Origin of the sequence: Bradyrhizobium sp. 27S5, assembly GCF_037217225.1 — a bacterium.
GTDB lineage: Bacteria > Pseudomonadota > Alphaproteobacteria > Rhizobiales > Xanthobacteraceae > Bradyrhizobium > Bradyrhizobium septentrionale.
Map to the genome: position 1 here is coordinate 6,440,046 of NZ_CP147714.1, position 16,203 is coordinate 6,456,248.

Genomic DNA, 16,203 nt, shown 5'->3' on the forward strand with positions numbered 1-16,203 from the left:
GTGAAGTTCAAGTCGTGAGGTTACTGTTTCGGCGCGGCGGCCGCCTCAGGCAGCCTGCCGTTGGCGCTGCCGAAGTATCTGAAGAATTCCGAGTCCGGCCGCAACAGGAAACGCGTGTCGCCGGACTTGAGGCTGTTCTCGTAGGCCGTCATCGAGCGATAGAATGCGAAGAAGTCCTTGTCCTTGCCGTAGGCCTCGGCGAACAACCGGTTGCGCTCGGCGTCGCCCGCACCGCGGGTTTGCTCCGCGGTGGAGTTCGCCTCCGCGACGATCACGGTTGCTTCGCGATCGGCCTTCGAGCGGATCTCCTGCGCCTTCTGGTCACCCTGGGCACGGAACTCGGCCGCCTCGCGCTGACGCTCGGTCTTCATCCGGTCGTAGACCGCCTGGCTGTTCTGCTCCGGCAGGTCGGCGCGGCGGATCCTGACGTCGACGACCTCGATGCCGTATCCGTCAGCCTCCTTGTCGAGCTGCTCGCGGATCCGCGACATCAGCCGCTCGCGTTCGTCACGCACCACCGTGATGAAGCTGACCTCGCCGAGCACGCGGCGCAGCGACGCGTTCAACAGTGTGGTCAGCTGCAAATTGGCAGCCTGGATCGAGCCGACGCTGGTGTAGTAGCGCAGCGCATTCTTGATGCGATAGCGCGCGAAGGCGTCGACCACCAGCCGCTTCTGGTCGGAGGCGATCACCTCCTGCGACGGGTTTTCGAGATCGAGGATGCGCTTGTCGACATTGATCACCGAATTCCACGGCGCCTTGAAGTGCAGCCCGGGATCGGTGACGACATCGACCGGCTCGCCGAACCGCAGGACGATGGTCTGCTCGGTCTGCTGCACGGTGAACACCGAGCTGTAGCCGACGGCAAGAACGATGAAGAGGATGATCAGGGACACAATGCCGGTGACAGGGGACCTCATCGGGTGGCTCCCTGCTGGCCGGTCGTGGCCGGTGCTGCCGCCGGACGCCGCGGCGTCAACTCGCCGAGCGGAAGATAGGGCACGATGTTCTGGCCCTGGCCGCCGTCATAGACCAGCTTCTCGGAGCTGCCGAGCACCTTTTCCATGGTCTCCAGATAGATGCGCTCGCGCGTCACGTCGGGTGCCTTCTTGTACTCTTCATAGACCTTCAGGAAACGGGCGCTCTGGCCCTTGGCCTCGGCGACCGCCTGCTCCTTGTAACCTTCGGCCGCCTGCAGGATCTGCGCGGAACGACCACGCGCATCCGGCACGACCCGGTTGGCGTAGGTCTGCGCCTCGTTCTGTTTGCGCTCGAGGTCGGAGCGCGCCGCCTGCACGTCGCGGAATGCGTCGATCACTTGAGCCGGCGGGTCGACCTTCTGCATCTGCACCTGCGCAATCTGGATACCCGCGCTGTAGCCGTCGAGCGTCTTCTGCATCAGTTCCTGGACGTTCTGCTCGGTGACGTTGCGCGCCCCGGTCAGGATCGGCTGGATCTGCGAGCGGCCGATCACCTCACGCATCGCGCTTTCGGCAACCGCCTTCACCGTGCCTTCGGGATTCTGGATGTTGAACAGATAGGCGCCGGCCCCGCCCGGCTTGATACGCCACAGCACGGTGAAGTCGACGTCGACGATGTTTTCGTCGCCGGTCAGCATCAGGCTCTCCTCCGGCACGTCACGCATGGTGCGGCCGCGGCGAGCGGGATCGTCGATCAGGGTCATACCGATCGAGATCGTGTTGACGCGCAGCGCCTTCGGCAGCAGCACCGTCTCGATTGGATATGGCAGGTGATAGCGCAGGCCCGGCTGCGCATCGCGGACATACTTGCCGAAGCGCAGGACGACGCCAAGCTCTTCGGACTGCACACGGAAGATGCCGGTCGCGAACCAGATCGCCAGCGCGGCGACCAGCACCAGCGCGACGCCCATGCCGCTGAAATGACCGCCGGGCAGCCACTGCTGCAGCCGGTCCTGGCCGCGCCGCAGCAGATCCTCAAGATCCGGCGGCCTCGGCCCGGCTGACTGCGGACCGGTGCCCCACGGCCCTTTCGGACCCGAGCCCCAGGGCCCCCCGCCTTGATTTTTCCACGGCATCAAACATCTCCTCGACAAGTCCGGACGGGACGTCCGGCCTCGAATGTCCGGCCCGGTTATAGGGGACCGCTAGGGCCCTTACAACGCAAGCTTCCTGGCCGGACGAGCTATGCGCCGGGCCATAATTGTCAATGCAAACATTAGTTAACGTTGGCTGCGCCGACGATATGTCACATAGGAGAAGTCGACGCTGTCGTCCGGACCTGCCGGATTTCGCACGCGCGCGACCTCGTCCCACTCCTTCGCATCGATTTTGTCGAACCGTGTGTCGCCGTCCGGCCTGGCGTGGACCTCGGTGATCTCCAGGCGATCGGCCACACCCATCCACTGCGCGTAAATCTCCGCGCCGCCGATGATCGCGATCTCAGTGGCGAAACGCCGCAGCGCGTCACCAAGCGCAATGGCGCGGGCGTTCTCGAACGACGTCGTGACGATGACGCCGCGCGCGCGGTAGTTCGCATCGCGCGTCACCACGATGTTGGTGCGCCCCGGCAGCGGCCTGCGCAGGGATTCGAAGGTCTTGCGTCCCATCACGACGGGCTTGTTCAGCGTGATCGCCTTGAGGCGCTGCTGGTCGGATTTGAGCCGCCACGGAATGGCGTTGGCGCTTCCGATCACGCCGTTCTCGGCGACCGCAACGACCAGCACGATCTCCATCAGCGTGTCCCTTCCGCGAGCGTCGACAGCGCCGGGCCGGAGACGCGGCAGATCGTCCATTCGTCCATCATCTCGGCGCCGAGCGACTTGTAGAACGCGATCGACGGCGCGTTCCAGTCGAGCACCGCCCATTGCAGGCGCGCCCAGCCATTGGCGAGGCATTGCTTCGCCAGATGCACCAGCAGCGCCTTGCCGATGCCGTTGCCGCGCAGCGCCGGGCGCACGAACAGGTCTTCGAGATAGATGCCGTGGCGGCCGGCGAAAGTCGAGAAGTTGACGAACCAGACCGCGAAGCCGGCCGGCTCGCCGTTCCATTCCGCGATGTCGCAATAAAGCCGCGGGTTCGCGCCGAAAAGCGCCTCGGCGACATCGGCCTCGCTGGCGTGGACCTCGTGCAGGAGCTTTTCGTATTCGGCGAGTTCGCGGACCAGCGAGAACACCAGTCCGGCCTCATCGGGCCGCGCGCGGCGGATGGTCAGCGACATTCAGCCCCTCAGACCGCGACTTCAGCCTTGATGTGCGGATGCGGGTCGTAACCTTCGAGTTTGAAGTCCTCATAGCGGAACGCGAAGATATCCTTCACATCGGGATTGATCGTCATCGTCGGCAACGGCCGCGTCGGCCGCGTCAGCTGCAGGCGCGCCTGCTCGATATGGTTCGAGTAGAGATGCGCATCGCCGAGCGAGTGCACGAAATCACCGGGCTTCAGCCCGGTGACCTGCGCCACCATCATGGTCAGAAGCGCATAGGAGGCGATATTGAAGGGCACGCCGAGGAAGACGTCGCCGGAACGCTGATAGAGCTGGCAGGACAATTTGCCGTTGGCGACATAGAACTGGAACAGGCAGTGGCACGGCGGCAGCGCCATCTTGTCGACCTCGGCCGGATTCCAGGCGCTGACGATCAGCCGCCGCGAATCCGGATTGCGCTTGATCATCTCGATCACGTTGGCGATCTGGTCGATGCTGCGGCCATCGGGCGCCGGCCACGAGCGCCATTGCGAGCCGTAGACCGGGCCGAGATCGCCATTGGCGTCGGCCCACTCGTCCCAGATCGTGACGCCGTTGTCGTTGAGATATTTGATGTTGGTGTCGCCGGCGAGGAACCAGAGCAGCTCGTGCACGATCGCCTTCAGCGGCAGCCGCTTGGTGGTCAGCATCGGGAAGCCGGCCGACAGATTGAAGCGCATCTGGTGGCCGAAGATCGACAGCGTGCCGGTGCCGGTGCGGTCGTGCTTCTCCGCGCCGTCGGCGAGGATGCGTTCGAGCAGGTCGTGATACTGGTTCATGGCGTTGGTTTCAGGCTCTCTGGGCGGAGCGGCAATCTAGCGGCCGGGGCTGCCGGTCGACACGCCGATTCGGCTGCATGCACCGATTATACCCTGAAAAGTGAACACTCCCGCGGCAAACGACAAGGGGCGGAACTTGCGTTCCGCCCTTGCCTATCCACTTGATCGCATTGAATTAAGAGGCCGGCTTGAGCACCGGCGTCCATTTCGCGATCTCGCTCTTGACCAGGGTCGCGAGCGCCTCCGGGGTGCGGCTGGCGGGCGCCGGGATCACGCTGCCGAGCTCGAGCAGGCGCTTGCGCACGGTCTCGTCGTCGAGCGCCTTGATGGCCGCCGCATTCAGGGTGGCGATGATGGCGGGCGAGGTTCCCTTCGGCGCGAAGATCGCGTTCCAGGCCTGGGCCTGGAAATCCGGCAGGCCGGCTTCCGCCGTGGTCGGGACATTAGGCAGCGACGGATTGCGCTCGGCGGTCGCGATCGCGTAGGCCTTGATGGTGCCGGCATTGATCTGCGGCACCGCGTTGACGATCTGGTCGCACATGTAATCGACTTGGCCGGCGACCAGCGCATTCATCGCAGGTCCTGTGCCGTTGAAGGGCACGCCGACCGGCTTGATGCCGAGGATCGAGTTCAAGAGCTCGCAGGACACGTGGGAGACCGAGCCGATGCCGGCATGCGCGGCGTTGACCTTCTCGGCATTGGCCTTCACATAGGCGACGAATTCCTTGAGATCCTTCGGCGGAAACTCCTTACGGGCAAGGATCAGGATCGGCGTGCCCGCAAGCAGCGCGACGGGCTCGAAATCCTTCTCCGGGTGATAGGCCAGCTTTGGATAGAGCGGCACCGAGGCGGCGTGCGTGCCCATATGCCCGGTAACCAGCGTATAGCCGTCATTGGCGGCGCGCGCGGCGCGCGTCGTCGCGGTGGTGCCGCCGGCGCCGACCACGTTCTCGATCACGATGCTCTGTCCGAGCGTCGGCGCCATGTTCGCGGTGACGATGCGCGAGATGACGTCGGTCGGACCGCCGGCTGCGAACGGCACGATCATGGTGATGGTGCGGGTCGGGTAGTTCTGCGCGGACGCCGGCACGGCTGCGGCGCTCAGTGCGGCAAATGCCGAAAGGCATGCGCCCGCAAGCGAGCGAATGGAGATCATTTCGAATCCTCCCGGGAACGTTTGACCAATAAAAATGCCGGCCAAATCGGCCAGCATTTTCATTTCACGAGACGACATCGAGTGTCGATTGGACTTCCGCCTGCGGCGCGCCGACGCAGGGCCGGCAGTACGCTCAGCCCTCGGACTCCACGAACACTTCGTCGCGCTTGGCACGCAAGCTCGGCAGCACGGCAAGCACCAGCAGGCCTGCCGCGATCGCCAGCAGCACCGCCGACAGCGGCCGCGACAGGAACACGCTCCAGTCGCCGCGCGAGATCAACAGTGCACGACGCAGGTTCTCCTCCATCAGCGGGCCGAGCACCATGCCGAGCAGCAGCGGCGCCGGCTCGAAATCGTGCTTGATCAGCCAGTAGCCGACCAGGCCGAACGCGCCTGCGAGGACGACGTCGACCGGCGCGTTGTTCACCGAATAGATGCCGATCGCACAGAAGATCACGATCGAGGGGAACATTAGCCGGTACGGCACGCGCAGCAGACGGACCCAGATGCCGACCAGCGGCAGGTTGATGATGATCAGCATCAGATTGCCGATCCACATCGAGGCGATCATGCCCCAGACCAGATCGGGCTGCTTCACCATCACCTGCGGACCCGGCACGATGCCATGAATGGTCATCGCGCCGACCATCAGCGCCATCACCGCATTCGGCGGGATGCCGAGGGTGAGCAGCGGGATGAACGAGGTCTGCGCCGCGGCATTGTTGGCGCTTTCCGGCGCCGCCACGCCCTCGATCGCTCCGCGGCCGAACCGCGATGGATCCTTCGCGATCTTCTTTTCCAGCGTATAGGCCGCGAACGACGCAATCACGGCACCGCCGCCCGGCAAAATGCCGAGAATCGATCCGAGGATCGTGCCACGCACGATCGCAGGCGCGGAGTCCTTAAGGTCCTTCCTGGTCGGCATCAGGCCGGTGATCTTCTGCTGCACCAGATCACGGCTCATCTCGGCACCCGCGTCGAGATTGCGGATGATCTCTGCAAAGCCGAACACACCCATCGCCACGGTGGCAAAGCCAAGGCCGTCTGCGAGCTCCGGGATGTTGAAGGCCATGCGCGAGGCGCCGGTCTCGATGTCGGAGCCGACCATCGACAGCAACAGGCCGAACACGATCATCGCGATCGCCTTCAGCACCGAGCCCTTGGCGAGCACCACCGCGAAGATCAGGCCGAGCACCATCAGCGAGAAATATTCGGCCGGGCCGAATGCCAGCGCGAGCTTGGTCAGCGGCGCGCCGAGCACGGCGATCAGCACGGTCGCGACGCAGCCTGCGAAGAACGAGCCGATCGCGGCGATCGCCAGCGCCGGGCCGGCGCGGCCCTGCCTGGCCATCTGGTGGCCATCGAGCGCAGTGACCACGGAGGTCGCCTCGCCCGGAATATTGACCAGGATCGAGGTGGTCGAGCCGCCATACTGGGCGCCGTAATAAATGCCGGCGAGCATGATCAGCGCACCGACCGGCGGCAGGCCGAAGGTGATCGGCAGCAGCATCGCGACGGTGGCGATGGTGCCGATGCCCGGCAGCACGCCGACCAGCGTGCCGACCAGCGCACCGATCAGGCACATCAGAAGGTTGATCGGCGAGAACGCGACGACGAAACCGTGGGCGAGATTGGCAAACAGCTCCATTTCGCCCTCACTGAATCAGGAAACGCGGGAACATCGGCATCGGAAGTCCCAGCACATAAGGAAACAGCAGCGCGCAACCGAGCGTCAGACAGCCGCCGACAATGATGGCCTCGATCCATCTTGTCTCATGCGAGCCAAGTGCTGCGATCAGGAAGGCGGCAAAGGCCGAGACGACGAGCCCGAGCGGACGGATCGCCACGGCGAAGAACACGATGGCCGCGGATACGAACAGCGGGCCGCGCCAGGAATAGGCGGCGATATGCGGGCCGTCGTGCAGAAGTCCCATCAGCGCGACGGCGCCGCCGAGCAACAGCAGCAGCACGGCAAACATGCGCGGCGCGGTTCCGGCGCCGAACGAAAATCCATGCATGCCCTGCAAGTCGCTCGAGGCCCACAAGGCAAACAGCGCCACCGCCATCATGGCGAGCCCGCCGACAAAGTCCTGCGGACCGCGTACCCATTTCGGCAAGATCGATTTGACCGGCGCCTCGCTCGGCGTATCGCTCATGACTTCGCTTCCCCCGTCAGGGCTGTCCCGCCCGTTTTGATTGAATGGCTTGGCTGTGGTGCGTTGACCGCAAGCCTTGCTAGCGATTTTCGTCAGACAACGCCAGCAAAACCCAAGAGGCCTCCGGCAAGCAACATCCACAAGGGGTTGATCCGCGTCGCAAACGCGAGCGCTGCCGTGACAATGGTGATCAGAACCGCGATCCAACTTTGGTCTGATGTCTGCGCCACGATGAGGCCCGAGGCGGCCATCAGGCCGATCGACAGCGGAACCAGTGCCGCCTGAATGATCGCCGGCCAGCGCGCGCCGCGCGAGCGATCGAGGAAACGGCTTACATAATAGGCAAGCAAAGCGGTCGGCCCGCACATCGCCACCGTTGCGGCCAACGCCCCGGCGACGCCTGCGACAGAATAGCCTATCAGCGTCACGATCAGCACGTTCGGCCCCGGCGAGAGCTGCGAGATCGCGAACACGTCGGCGAACTGCTTGTCGGTCAGCCAGTGATGCACGTCGACGGCGGCACGGTGCATTTCGGGAATCGCCGAATTGGCCCCGCCGACCGCAAACAGCGACATCAGGCCGAAGGTCCAGAGCAGCGCCGCGATCGGGTTCGGCTCCGGGCTCATGCCTTCACCATGCGGCGTGTCAGGATCGTGATCGCAATGCTGAGCGGGATCGCCACCAGCAGCACGATCTGCAGCGGCCAACGGATCAGTCCGATCGCGACGAAAACCGCCGCCAGAATGACCAGGCCTGTGACATCGCGCCGCTGCAACAGCGGCATCATCATTTTGGTGACGACGGCGAACAGCAGCCCGACCGCGGCGCAGGCCACGCCGGCGAGCGTCCGGCGCAGGACGTCGATATCACCGTAGCGGGCGTAGAGCACGGCAAGGATGGTCGCGATCACCATCGGCGGGCCGACCAGCCCGGCGAAGGCCGCAAGCCCGCCGGCGATGCCGCGAAACCGCGCGCCGAACACGACCGACAGGTTGACGATGTTCGGACCTGGCAGGAAATGGCACAGCGCGAAGGTCTCGTTGAACTCTTCCGCCGTCATCCAGCGGTGCTGCTCGACGATCGAGCGCCGGGCCCAGACCAAAACCCCGCCAAAACCGGCCAGCGACATCTTGGCAAAGGCCAGGAACAGCTCGAGCAGGCCGGGCTGGTGGGGCGGCGACGGTGCGGAGGGAGCCGGCGCCGGGGCGGCGACCGGCGGGGATTCCGGGGGCATGGGCAAAATCTAAAGCGACTAGCGGAACCCGGCCAACCCAAATCGGCGTGTTTTCGCACCTGAACAAGCCTGAATCGGCTCTGTTTTTCTCCGTCCGCGCCGCCTATATTGGGGGTGCCGGTTCGCCGGCTATGGAAATAAATGGCCGTCGCAATAAACCATTCGGACCCGGGGGCGGTACCCGGCGCCTCCACCAAAACCCATCATGGGTGGCTTTTGGCGGGGGCGAAATAGGATCGACGAGGGCGTAAAGGGCGTGTTTTTTCTCGGTATGGTTCCGCCGTTATCGGGCTAATGCAATAGTTGCCAACGACAACTTTGCTCCGGTTGCTCAGGCTGCGTAACGCAGTTTGAAAGACCATCTTAAAGTCCTAACGGGTTAAGCTCCGTTAGGCGGGGTTCGGAGGCACCTGGCAACAGAAGCCTCCACTTTAATTTCCGATCGGGCGTCCGCCCGTATTTCAGCCACCCACCCTGCTGATTTCCGGCTCCCGGCGGGGTAGCATGGCCAAAAGGGCGAGTCGGACGATCCGGCGATGCCTACCGGCCAATTTTCGAAGCGACAGGATTACGATGGCGACCGATCACATCCGATATGACGTGCTGGCGCGCGACGCGCTGCGCGGGGTGCTGCGCCGGGTGTTGTCCGACGCCGCCGAACATGGCCTGCCGGGCGAGCACCATTTCTACATCACCTTCCTGTCGCACGGCGACGGCGTGAAGCTGTCGACGCGGCTGCTCGCGCAATATCCGGAAGAGATGACGATCATCCTGCAGCACCAGTTCTGGGATCTGGTGGTCACCGAAGATCGCTTCGAGGTCGGCCTGTCGTTCGGCGGGATTCCGGAACGGCTGACCGTGCCGTTTGCCGCGGTGACGCGCTTCCTCGATCCGTCCGCGCCGTTCGATCTGCGATTCGATGTCTCGGACGCGTTGTCCGAAGAGCCTCCCGCCACGGCGCCGGCTTCTCCCCTCCCCGCACCTGCCGCCCGCGCGGCGGTCGAGACCGAGACGGCCGAGACCGAGCAGGAGCCCGCGAAGCCCAGCGAAGGCGCCGAGGTCGTGCGTCTCGATCGCTTCCGCAAGAAATAATCTAAACACAGATCGCTCCGCGACCTTGTAGGATGCCTGCCAGGACCGGGATGACAGATCGTCATCCCGGATTATCTTCGGCATGAACGTGCCTCCGCGCCGACGCGTCGCGTTGCCGCGCGGGAGAACCGGCGCCGCGCCGGTTCACGTTCTGATGACGCAACGGAGAGCATCGATGGCTCAATCGACGACACCATCCAGCGCCGCCAGCCGCAGCGAGACCGACAGCTTCGGCCCGATCGACGTCCCCGCCGATCGCTACTGGGGCGCACAGACCGAACGCTCGCGGCAGAATTTCAAGATCGGCCACGACCGGATGCCGATCGCGATCATCCACGCGCTCGGCATCGTCAAGCTCGCGGCGGCCGAGACCAATCGCGAACTCGGCCAGCTCGATGCACGCCGCGCCGACGCCGTCATCAGCGCCGCCAAGGAAGTGATCGACGGCAAGCTCGACGATCATTTTCCGCTGGTCGTGTTTCAGACCGGCTCCGGCACGCAGACCAACATGAACGTGAACGAGGTGATCGCCAACCGCGCCAACCAGATGCTCGGCGGCGAGCTCGGCGCCAAGCAGCCGATCCATCCGAACGATCACGTCAACATGAGCCAGTCGTCGAACGACTCGTTTCCGACCGCGATGCACATCGCAGCCGCAAGCCGCATCATCGCCGACCTGATCCCCTCCCTCACCGAGCTGCATCAGGCGTTGCACCAGAAGCAGGAGGCGTTCGCCAAGATCGTCAAGATCGGACGCACGCATACCCAGGATGCGACACCGCTGACGCTCGGCCAGGAATTCTCCGGCTACGCCGCGCAGGTCGAGAGCGGCATCGCGCGGCTGCACGTCGCGGTGAAGGAGCTGTTTCCGCTGGCGCAGGGCGGCACCGCCGTCGGCACCGGCCTCAACTCGAAGCCGGAATTCGCCGGCGCTTTCGCCAGGCATGTCGCTGAGATCACCAAGCTGCCGTTCACCAGCGCGGCAAACAAGTTCGAGGCGCTGGCTTCCAACGACGCCTATGTGCTGGTGCACGGCGCGATCAATTCGGTGGCGACCGGCCTGTTCAAGATCGCCAACGACATCCGCTTCCTCGGATCCGGCCCGCGCTCCGGCCTCGGCGAATTGATCCTGCCCGAGAACGAGCCGGGCTCGTCGATCATGCCGGGCAAGGTCAACCCGACCCAGTGCGAAGCCATGACCATGGTCTGCTGCCAGGTGTTCGGCAATCAGACCACGATCACCGTCGCCGGCAGCCAGGGCCATTTCGAGCTCAACGTGTACAAGCCCGTTTTGGCATATTGTATGATAAATTCCATTCAACTGCTGTCTGATGTTGTCCGCTCATTTACCGAGCATTGCGTTGTCGGAATACGCGCCGACGAAAAGCGCATCAACGAACTGATGCAGCGCTCGCTGATGCTGGTGACGGCGCTCGCGCCGAAGATCGGCTACGACAATGCAGCCAAGGTCGCCAAGACGGCGCACGCGCGCGGAACGACGTTGAAGGAAGAGGCTTTGCGGCTCGGATTTGTTTCCGCGGATGAATTTGATCGCCTTGTGCAGCCGGACAAAATGACACACCCGGGCTAAAGCGAGGCGCGCAATGTCCGGATAATTACGGTCAGCGCGCGTGATATAATTATGGATCATAACGCCTAAAGACTAAGGCTGCTTACCTATCAGCCCTGCGCTGGCGCGTGGTACAGACGTCTAGTTTTCGCAGAGCGAAACGGATTCTTTGATGCTATCAGAGGCATCAAATGGGGATTCGGGATGAATATCGAGCCGGGCGCGCAGCGCGATCGCTCTTGCTTTCGTCACGATGCATCACCAAGTCCGCTGTGGGGACGATGAGGACGACGAGCATGGGCGACGTGGTCAACCTGAAACGATTCAAGAAGCGCGGTGAGCGCGAACAAGCGGCAAAGCAGGCCGAAGCCAATCGTGCGCTATTCGGTCGCACCAAATCCGAACGCGCGCGTGACCAATTTCTCGACGAGCGCAGCGCGCGACAACTCGATCAGCATCGCATCGAAAGCGGAGACGCATCATGAAGTCTCCCGTTGTTAAGCGCTCGATCGTCGTCGCCGGGCACAAGACCAGCGTCAGCCTCGAAGAAGCCTTCTGGAACGGCATGAAGGAAATTTCCGGTCTGCGGAACATGACGCTGTCGGAATTGGTCGGCGAGATCGACAACAACCGTCAGCAGGGCAATCTGTCCTCGGCGATCCGGCTCTTCGTGCTCGACTACTTCCGCTCACGCGCCACGCCGGCCGTGCCGACCGATGTCAGGCCGCAACAGGTCGATACGCGTCAGCAGGCCTGAGGCCTCTCCGACCGTCGCAATGAGCCGACGGTCGCTCGCTGAGCGAGCTTCAGCATGAAGGTCAATCGCATCGTCGCGAACGTTGCCGCGTCAGACATCGCGGCAGCGAAGTCGTTCTATCAGGATATCCTTGGCCTCAAGCCGCTGATGGATTTCGGTTGGGTTGCGACTTACGGTTCATCCGAAACGATGCAGGTTCAAATCAGCTTCGCATCCGAAGGTGGCTCGGGCACGCCGGTGCCCGATCTTTCGATCGAGGTCGATGATCTCGATGAAGCGCTGCGCCGCATGCAGTCGGCGCGGGTTGCGATCGAATACGGACCGGCCGACGAGCCGTGGGGCGTGCGGCGCTTCTTCGTCCGCGATCCCTTCGGCAGGCTGATCAATATTCTCCAGCACCAATCGTGAGCCAGCGCGTCGCTTGACGCGTTTTCGTCACGCGAACCGGCACCCACTTCGCTTTAAGAGGCCTTTAGTTCTGCAACGCCGGCCGCGGTGGTGGATTGGCAACCTGCGGCGTCAGCGATAGCGGCGGCCGCAGCGGCTTCGGCCTGAGTGCGCCGGGCAGTGGCTTGACCTCGATCGGTGGCGGCAACGGCGCGACCTGCGGCTGGCTCGCAACCGGCGCAGGCGGCACGACAGAGGGCGCGGTGGCAACCGGCGGCTCGATCGGCGGGATGATCGACGGGGTGATCGACGGTCTTGGCGCCACGATCTTCGGCTTCGCCGGCACACGGCGCGGATCGCGGCCAGGCGCCAGCGCATCCGCAGGAGACACCGCCGCGGCAGGGTTGGACGCATCCGGCGCCGGCCCGGCCGGTGGCGGAACAGCCGCCGGGATCGGTGGCGGCACCGGTTCACCGCGCTCGATCGCGTCGAGCCGTTTGGTCTCGCGATCGATCGCGCGCACCGCAAGCCATGACGACAGCGCCGCAATGTCGATGCTGCGCGACAATCCGTCGGGCGTGCCGATCGCAAGCAGCTGGATTTCCGGGCGGCTAGTGGCCGTGCCAACCTGCGTCGATGCCAGTGCGGCGCGGATGTCGGCCTGGTCGGCCGGAATGTCGTAGCCCCCGGACACGATGGCGTTGGCGCCGTTGGCCGCAAGCGTGGTGGCCGCGACACGAATACGGCCGTCGCGGATGTTGAAGGGAATTTGCGCCGAGGCGATCGACAGCGCACCGGCTGCGAGCACGGGTTCGACAATCTGCCTCAACCGCGTGTCGTCGGTCGCCTGCCCGGAATCGCTCGCGCGGATCGCTGTGTCGAATGCGCGCGGATCGAGACCCGGAAGGTTCAACCCCTCCAGCGTCACGGTGCCGCTGCCGGACAGCGCGCCCGTCAAAGCCGCGGCGCTGCGGCCCTGCGTCAACAGCGTCATCTGCATCGAGGCGCGTCCCTTGGGCATCGCGAGACTGCGGTAGCGCAAGGCCGAAGCGTCGACGCCCGACAGCTGCACGTTTGCATTGAGCGCCAGTCCGTTGCCGCCCTGTCGCACATCGATGGTGGCGGTCGCTTCGCCGCCGCCGATCTTGCCTTTGATGCCGTCGAAAGTCAGCGACTGTCCGTCCGACTTGACGGTGCCGCTGACCGGCTGCAGCTCGGCGCCGCCCGGCAGTAGGCCATGCAGCGCTTCGAACGTGACCTTGCCGCGCCAGGCGCCGGTGAGCCCCGCACCGAGCGGCTCCGTCGCATCGTGCCCGGCGGCACCGATCGCAGTCGCGAATATCGGCGCCAGCGTGATCTGATCGAGGCCGATTTCGCCTTCGACGCTCTTCTGATCGGCAAGCGTCAGCGCGAGGCGGCCACGCAGCCGCGAGCCGGCGACGATGCTGTCGAGATCATCGAAGATCAGCCGGTCGCCTGCGAGCGTCACGCGCGACGACAGGCGGATGCTTGCGACCGGGTCGGATGATTTCAGATTGAGCAGCGGACTGATGTCGGCGCTGCGGACGCGCAGGCTGACGCTCGATTTGGCGTCCTTGGTGGCCTCCCTGGCCCACGGCTCTGCGGTCCCGTCGGCGTCGGCGTCGAGCCCCGCCCCCCAGAGCCTGACCTTGAGCCGCAACGGCGCGCGCCACGCGCCACTCACGGTGCCCTCGATCTGCACCGGCCCCGCGCCGGCCGCGATGACATGATCGAGGCCAAACAGCGCGAGCAAGGCATTGCCCTCGCCGGCGGAGAATCTTGCCTCGGCGGCAACATCGCTGCGGGTCAGCGCGTCGAAATCCAGCGCACGGATCGCAGCGACCTGCGGCGTCGCCGAAATCACCGTATTGCCCTTGAGCTGCGGCGTGTCGAGATCGAGCGCCGCGCGCGCGCTGACGCGATCGGCCGCCTTGCCCTTGCCGAGGTCGAGCACAAGCCTGGCGCGGACCGGGCCGGCATCGGCGCGGAGCACGCCGAGCCGCGCGGCGAGCGCCGGCGCGAACGGCTGCACGACAGCGGCAAGCCGGCCAAGCGACGCAGCGGTCGCATCGACCGCAAGCTTGCCGGTCGCATTGGCGCGATCGAAATTGCCGCTGCCGTCGAGCGTGACATTGTCGGGCTGTCCGACCTTCACGCGCTCGAGCACGATGTCCTTCGGAGTATAGGCGACCTTCGCCAGCAGCGGCCGCAATTCCTGCCCGGAGGAGATCGCGCGCCCAACATCGAGCGACAGCTGAGCCTCGTCGGGCCATTCGGCTTGCGGTCCGGCCAGCGAGCGGATGAAGGAAGCGGTCGCATCGAGATCGAGCCGCTCCGCCTTCAACTGCGCCTCGACCTTCGATCCGCTGGTCGCCTCGCGATGCACGACCGCGACGCGGCCCTCGACCGTGCCGCCGTCGATCTCCACCTTCATCGCATCGATCGCAAAACCGGCCGGCGACACCGTGACGTCGCCGCGCAGCCGCAGCGGCTTCTGGTTGCGATAGGCAGCATCGCTCCGCCCCTGCAGCCAGGTCATCAGCGCGTCGGGATCGGACGATTCGATGTTGAGCCCGGTCTTGAAGCTGTTGGCAACTCCGGCTTGCGCGCTGGCGCCGCTCATCGAGACCCGGGTCGAGCCCGGCGCGCGAAACTCTAGCCGGCGCACCGTCCAGGATTTCGCATCCGATTGCAGCTCTGCCGAGATATCCTGCAAGGGACGACCGCCAAGCATGATCTGCTCGGACGCCAGTTCGAGCTGTGCCGGAATCGGGATTTGCGGCAGGCCCGCCAGGACCGCGCGCATCGCCGGCAGCACCCGCACCGGCTCGACATTGGCGTTGTTGCTATCCTTGGCGGCGAACTTGTCGCCGTCGAGCTGCCGCGCGGTGAGCGAGGCGCGCAGCAGCGGCGCTGCGCCGAAACGCAGATCGCCGTTGCCCGCGAGCTTCAGCGCGCGGTCCTCGGCCCCATAGCTCACCTCGACCTGGTCGAGCCGCGCTGCCGAGTAATCCGACTTCACCTTGGCCGCGATCCGCCACGCCGGTGCATCGCTGCCGCCGCGCTGACCCGGCGTGCCCGCGAGCACCACCGCCCCTTCGAAGCGCGGCGCACGCGCCTCGAAGCTCAGGATGCCGTCGAGATCGGCCGAGACCGGCCGCTGCCCGGGATCGATGTTGAAGTGCATGCGAATGCCGTTGCCATCAGGAGTTTGGCCGGACGAGATCCGAAACGGGTAGCGGTTGCCGTCGAACATGAAGTTGCCGTCGCCGCGGATCGCGCCGGCCAGCGAGCGGACATCCCCGCTGAACGCGATGTCGTTGAGCTCGAGCGTGCTGCGGCTCGCGGCGTCATGCAGCGCAATGCGGCCGGTCAGATTGAGGCGGTCGATAGCCAGCGAGGCGAGGTTGAAGGTGCCGCTCGACGGCGACCAGTCGACCCGTCCCTTCGGATCGAGCCCGAGATCCAGCGACACGCCATTGACGGTGAGCTCGGTCGCCCGCCACTCGGCACGCATCAGCGAGCTCAGGCTGAACTCGACGTCGAGGCTGGCGGCGCGGACCTTGCCGAGGTCATTAGCGCCGCCGACGCTGACGGTTTTCAATCGCAGCGAGGGGGCCGGCAGCAGACGCGCGTCGAGATTGCCGGCAACCCGGACCGGCGCGCCGATGATCTTGCTCGCCTCCGCCTCGAACTGCGGCCTGAACTGGTTCCAGTCGACGAAATACGGACCGACCAGCGCGGCGACCAGTGCAAGGATGAAGGCAATTGCCAGTCCGAGCAGCGTCGTCTGCACGGTGTCTCCCTTTGAGCCAGCTCCGCGGCAGCC

At 65.0% G+C, this 16,203-nt stretch carries 16 protein-coding genes and 1 other RNA gene; 6 read left to right on the top strand and 11 right to left on the bottom strand.

The genetic code is table 11. The features are described from left to right. Positions 1–20: 20 nt before the first annotated feature. The 10 genes from hflC to WDM24_RS30520 all read right to left on the bottom strand — a co-directional run bounded on the left by hflC (position 21) and on the right by WDM24_RS30520 (position 8,547). Positions 21–920 carry a protease modulator HflC gene (gene hflC / locus WDM24_RS30475; protein WP_166304994.1) on the bottom strand — a complete coding sequence of 300 codons (900 nt, stop codon included), beginning with the start codon at positions 918–920 and terminating at the stop codon, positions 21–23. Further along, positions 917–2,056, bottom strand: a complete 1,140-nt coding sequence (gene hflK / locus WDM24_RS30480) for an FtsH protease activity modulator HflK (RefSeq protein WP_166304991.1) — start codon at positions 2,054–2,056, stop codon at positions 917–919. The genes hflC and hflK overlap by 4 nt, the downstream gene beginning before the upstream one ends. Positions 2,057–2,200: 144 nt before the next feature. Further along, on the bottom strand, positions 2,201–2,713 hold the full coding sequence (locus tag WDM24_RS30485) for a dihydrofolate reductase (RefSeq protein WP_338828395.1): 513 nt from the start codon (positions 2,711–2,713) through the stop codon (positions 2,201–2,203). Beyond that, on the bottom strand, positions 2,713–3,198 hold the full coding sequence (locus tag WDM24_RS30490) for a GNAT family N-acetyltransferase (protein WP_338828396.1): 486 nt from the start codon (positions 3,196–3,198) through the stop codon (positions 2,713–2,715). The genes WDM24_RS30485 and WDM24_RS30490 overlap by 1 nt, the downstream gene beginning before the upstream one ends. Before the next feature lie 8 nt (positions 3,199–3,206). Then, positions 3,207–4,001, bottom strand: coding sequence for a thymidylate synthase (locus WDM24_RS30495; RefSeq protein ID WP_338828397.1), 795 nt, complete (start codon positions 3,999–4,001; stop codon positions 3,207–3,209). 175 nt (positions 4,002–4,176) lie between these two features. Beyond that, a complete protein-coding gene (locus tag WDM24_RS30500) occupies positions 4,177–5,157 on the bottom strand; it encodes a tripartite tricarboxylate transporter substrate binding protein BugD (protein WP_338828398.1) in 981 nt (326 codons plus the stop codon). Between the two features lie 133 nt (positions 5,158–5,290). Further along, complete coding sequence (locus WDM24_RS30505; protein WP_029078842.1) at positions 5,291–6,805, bottom strand: tripartite tricarboxylate transporter permease; 1,515 nt, start codon at positions 6,803–6,805, stop codon at positions 5,291–5,293. Positions 6,806–6,812: 7 nt separating this feature from the next. Next, on the bottom strand, positions 6,813–7,313 hold the full coding sequence (locus WDM24_RS30510) for a tripartite tricarboxylate transporter TctB family protein (protein WP_338828399.1): 501 nt from the start codon (positions 7,311–7,313) through the stop codon (positions 6,813–6,815). Positions 7,314–7,405: 92 nt separating this feature from the next. Continuing rightward, on the bottom strand, positions 7,406–7,939 hold the full coding sequence (locus WDM24_RS30515) for a chromate transporter (RefSeq protein WP_338828400.1): 534 nt from the start codon (positions 7,937–7,939) through the stop codon (positions 7,406–7,408). Next, on the bottom strand, positions 7,936–8,547 hold the full coding sequence (locus WDM24_RS30520) for a chromate transporter (protein WP_414645639.1): 612 nt from the start codon (positions 8,545–8,547) through the stop codon (positions 7,936–7,938). Before WDM24_RS30520 ends, WDM24_RS30515 begins: the two co-directional genes overlap by 4 nt. Before the next feature lie 77 nt (positions 8,548–8,624). Between WDM24_RS30520 and ssrA the strand changes: the two genes are divergently transcribed. The 6 genes from ssrA (at position 8,625) to WDM24_RS30550 (ending at position 12,374) form a co-directional block, all read left to right on the top strand. Further along, positions 8,625–8,978, top strand: a transfer-messenger RNA (tmRNA) gene (gene ssrA, locus WDM24_RS30525). Between the two features lie 142 nt (positions 8,979–9,120). Continuing rightward, the gene (locus WDM24_RS30530) at positions 9,121–9,639 is read left to right on the top strand and encodes an SspB family protein (RefSeq protein ID WP_029078846.1); all 519 of its coding nucleotides are present in this window, start codon (positions 9,121–9,123) and stop codon (positions 9,637–9,639) included. Between the two features lie 175 nt (positions 9,640–9,814). Further along, positions 9,815–11,230, top strand: coding sequence for a class II fumarate hydratase (gene fumC / locus WDM24_RS30535; protein ID WP_338828401.1), 1,416 nt, complete (start codon positions 9,815–9,817; stop codon positions 11,228–11,230). A gap of 275 nt (positions 11,231–11,505) precedes the next feature. Then, positions 11,506–11,694 carry a DUF4169 family protein gene (locus WDM24_RS30540; protein WP_338828402.1) on the top strand — a complete coding sequence of 63 codons (189 nt, stop codon included), beginning with the start codon at positions 11,506–11,508 and terminating at the stop codon, positions 11,692–11,694. Then, positions 11,691–11,966, top strand: a complete 276-nt coding sequence (locus tag WDM24_RS30545) for a ribbon-helix-helix domain-containing protein (RefSeq protein WP_024580116.1) — start codon at positions 11,691–11,693, stop codon at positions 11,964–11,966. The genes WDM24_RS30540 and WDM24_RS30545 overlap by 4 nt, the downstream gene beginning before the upstream one ends. A 54-nt stretch (positions 11,967–12,020) precedes the next feature. Then, entirely contained in the window at positions 12,021–12,374 is a 354-nt protein-coding gene (locus WDM24_RS30550; protein WP_166304972.1) for a VOC family protein, read from the top strand. A gap of 64 nt (positions 12,375–12,438) precedes the next feature. Here WDM24_RS30550 and WDM24_RS30555 read toward each other — a convergent pair whose 3' ends face one another. After that, positions 12,439–16,170, bottom strand: coding sequence for an AsmA-like C-terminal region-containing protein (locus WDM24_RS30555; RefSeq protein ID WP_338828403.1), 3,732 nt, complete (start codon positions 16,168–16,170; stop codon positions 12,439–12,441). Between the last annotated feature and the right edge of the window lie 33 nt (positions 16,171–16,203).